Source organism: Craterilacuibacter sp., assembly GCF_051659485.1.
GTDB lineage: Bacteria > Pseudomonadota > Gammaproteobacteria > Burkholderiales > Chromobacteriaceae > Craterilacuibacter.
In genome coordinates this window covers 1-3560 of sequence record NZ_JBOFOO010000406.1, presented here as the reverse complement: position 1 = coordinate 3560, position 3560 = coordinate 1, and the positions used below count along the sequence as shown (strand labels likewise).

Below are 3560 nucleotides of genomic sequence, written 5' to 3'. Positions count from 1 at the left end.
TTCGACCATGTCAGCCGCCTGTTCGGCCAGACCCGTGCCGTCGATGATGTTTCGCTCACCATCAAAGAGGGCGAGTTTTTCTCCATGCTCGGGCCATCAGGTTCGGGCAAGACCACCTGCTTGCGCCTGATTGCCGGCTTCGAGCTGCCAAGCGCCGGCCGCATCCTGATTGCCGGCCAGGACGCCAGCCGCCGCGCGCCGTTCGAGCGCGATGTCAATACCGTGTTTCAGGACTACGCACTGTTTCCGACCATGGACGTGCTCACCAACGTCGCCTATGGCCTGATGGTCAAGGGCGTCGCTAAAAAGGAGCGCCTCGCCCGTGCCGAGGAAGCACTGGCCATGGTCGCACTGGACGGCTTTGGTGCGCGCAAGCCGGGTGAATTGTCCGGCGGCCAGCGCCAGCGCGTGGCACTGGCGCGCGCCATCGTGGCCCGCCCGCGGGTACTGCTGCTGGACGAGCCCTTGGGTGCGCTGGATCTCAAGCTCAGGGAGCAGATGCAAAGCGAACTGAAAAAGCTGCAGCGCCAGCTGGGTATTACCTTTGTCTTCGTCACCCACGACCAGTCCGAAGCACTGTCCATGTCCGACCGCGTCGCCGTTTTCGCCAAGGGCAAGATCGAGCAGGTCGCGACGCCACAGATGCTGTACGACGCACCGGCTACCCGCTTTGTCGCCGACTTTGTCGGCACCAGCAATGTGGTCGATGCCAGCCTTGCCCAAGCCCTGACCGGGCAGGCGCGCGAATTCGCCATCCGCCCCGAGCGCATCCGGATCGGGCGCGAAGGCACAGCCGAGGGCCATGCCATACGCGCGCGCGGTGTGGTGCGCGAGCTGGCCTTTCTGGGGGCGGTCAGCCGCATCGAAGTCGAGCTAGCCGGCCGCCACATGCTGACCGCACTGAGCCCCAGCTTTGCCTGCGAACTGCCACCCGTCGGCAGCGAGGTCGAGCTGTCATGGCGTAGCGATGCCATGCACTGGCTCACGGAGGCGGCATGAACAGCATGCGCATCGAGAGGCCGTCACCGGCCATCCCTGCCAGCGGCTGGCGCCGCCTGTCGGCCCTGCTCTACCGCAGCCCGACGCTGGCGCTGCTCTTGCTGCTGACCCCGCCGCTACTGTGGTTTGGCGTGGTGTATCTGGGCGCGCTATTGGCGCTGGTGCTGCAAAGCGGCTACACCTTCGACGATTTCACCATGCAGGTCACGCCCGAGTGGACCCTCGCCAACTACCGGGCACTGCTGGACAACACCAACCTCGACATCATTTTGCGCACGGTCAGCATGGCGCTGGCGGTGTCGGCGATGAGTGCGGTGCTGGCCTTCCCGCTGGCCTACTATATGGCACGCCATGCCCGGGGCGCCGAGAAGGCCTTTTTCTATGTAGCGGTGATGCTGCCGATGTGGGCCAGCTATATCGTCAAGGTGTATGCGTGGACGGTGCTCTTGGCCAAGGGCGGCATCAGCTGGTGGCTGATAGACAGGCTGGGGCTGATCCCCCTGTATGAATGGATGCTGACACTGCCGCATATAGGCGGCACCACGCTTGCGACCTCCAACTTCGGCCGCTTCTGGGTGTTCACCTATATCTGGCTGCCGTTCATGATTTTACCGATACAGGCGGCGCTGGAGCGGGTACCGGAAAACCTGATCGCGGCATCCGGCGATCTGGGCGCCCGCCCGTGGCAGACCTTTATCTATGTCATTCTGCCGATGGCGGTGCCGGGCGTGGTGGCCGGGTCGATCTTTACCTTTTCGCTGACACTGGGCGACTTCATCATCCCGCAGCTGATCGGGCCCTCCGGCCTCTATATCGGCAATATGGTGTACACCATGCAAGGCTCGATCGGCAATATGCCGATGGCGGCCGCCTTCACCGTGGTCCCCATCGCGCTGATCGGCATCTATCTGGCCATCTCCAAACGACTGGGGGCTTTCGATGCGCTCTGAACGCACGCCATGGGCCCTGCGTCTGGCCGCCTATGGCGGACTCGCCTTCCTGCACTTTCCGCTGTGGGTGATCTTCGCCTATGCCTTCAATACCGAAGAAAGCGCATTCTCCTTCCCGCTACAGGGTTTTACCCTGCACTGGTTTAGCGACGCCTGGGCGCGCGACGACATTTTTAGCGCCATCGCCCTGTCGCTAAAAGTGGCGACCGCAGCGACGGTACTGGCGCTGGTACTGGGCATCCTGTCGGCGCTGGCACTGGCGCGGCGCGAATTCTTCGGCAAGGGCGCACTGACCCTGCTGCTGATTCTGCCCATCGCCCTGCCCGGCATCATCACCGGCATTTCGCTGCTCACCGCCTTCAAGCTGGCGGCGATCGAGCCCGGCATGCTGACCATCATCGCCGGCCACGCCACCTTCTGCGTGGTGGTTGTCTATAACAACGTGGTCGCCCGTTTGCGCCGCATGCCCATGTCGCATATCGAGGCGTCGATGGATCTGGGGGCAGACAGCTGGCAGACCTTCCGCCATATCGTCTTGCCCGGTCTGGCCAGCGCCTTGCTGGCTGGCGGCATGCTGGCGTTTGCGCTGTCGTTCGACGAAATCATCGTCACCACCTTTACCTCAGGCGCCGAAGTGACGCTGCCGATCTGGCTGTTGAACCAGCTGGGCCGGCCGCGTGATGTGCCGATTACCAATGTGGTGGCCATGGCCGTGATGCTGATTACCACCTTGCCCATACTCGGTGCCTGGTATCTGACCCGCGACACCACCGATACCGCCGGCGGCGGTAAATAAAAGGAAAAACCATGCAAACCAGAATGCTGATAGCCGGCGAACGTGTCGCCGGACAGGGTGAACAGCTGGCGGTGCTCTCGCCGGCCACCGGTGAAGTGCTGACCCATATTGCCGAAGCCAGCGTCGAACAGGTCGCCGCCGCAGTGGCCGCCGCCGAAGCCGCGTTTGATGGCTGGCGCGCTACCCCGCCCAAAGCGCGCAGCGAATGCCTGCTGGCGCTGGCCGAAAAAATACTGGCTCACGGCACCGAGCTTGCGATGCTGGAATCGGCCAACTGCGGCAAACCCTATGCCGCAGCACTGGCCGACGAGATCCCGGCCATTGTCGATGTGTTCCGCTACTTTGCCGGCATCTGCCGCAATATGAACGGCCTCGCCGCCGGCGAATATCTGCCCGGCCACACCAGCATGCTGCGGCGCGACGCCATCGGCGTCGTGGCCTCCATCGCGCCATGGAACTACCCGCTGATGATGGCGGCGTGGAAGCTGGCGCCGGCGCTGGCCGCCGGCAATACCGTGGTGCTCAAGCCTTCCGAGCACACCCCGCTGACCACCCTCAAGCTGTGCGACTGGCTGTCAGAGCTGTTCCCGCCCGGCGTCGTCAATGTGGTATTCGGCCGTGGCGCCGAAGTCGGCAGCCCGCTGATCTCGGATAGCCGCGTACGCATGGTATCGGTCACCGGCAGCATCGCCACCGGCCATCATGTACTCGCCGCCGCGCAGCACGGCATCAAGCGCACCCACCTCGAACTGGGCGGCAAGGCGCCGGTCATCATCTATGCCGACGCCGATCTGGATGCCGCGATCGATGCGGTC

At 63.8% G+C, this 3560-nt stretch carries 4 protein-coding genes; all 4 read left to right on the top strand.

Annotated elements, in window-relative coordinates:
• The coding region (locus tag ACRC1E_RS13775; RefSeq protein WP_438515660.1) for an ABC transporter ATP-binding protein at positions 1-999 on the top strand (999 nt) is incomplete at its 5' end.
• On the top strand, positions 996-1949 hold the full coding sequence (locus tag ACRC1E_RS13770) for an ABC transporter permease (protein ID WP_438515659.1): 954 nt from the start codon (positions 996-998) through the stop codon (positions 1947-1949). The genes ACRC1E_RS13775 and ACRC1E_RS13770, both read left to right, overlap by 4 nt.
• The gene (locus ACRC1E_RS13765) at positions 1939-2745 is read left to right on the top strand and encodes an ABC transporter permease (RefSeq protein ID WP_438515658.1); all 807 of its coding nucleotides are present in this window, start codon (positions 1939-1941) and stop codon (positions 2743-2745) included. The genes ACRC1E_RS13770 and ACRC1E_RS13765 overlap by 11 nt, the downstream gene beginning before the upstream one ends.
• Positions 2746-2756: 11 nt before the next feature.
• Positions 2757-3560, top strand: an 804-nt coding sequence (locus ACRC1E_RS13760; protein WP_438515657.1) for an aldehyde dehydrogenase family protein, incomplete at its 3' end; no start/stop codon positions are given.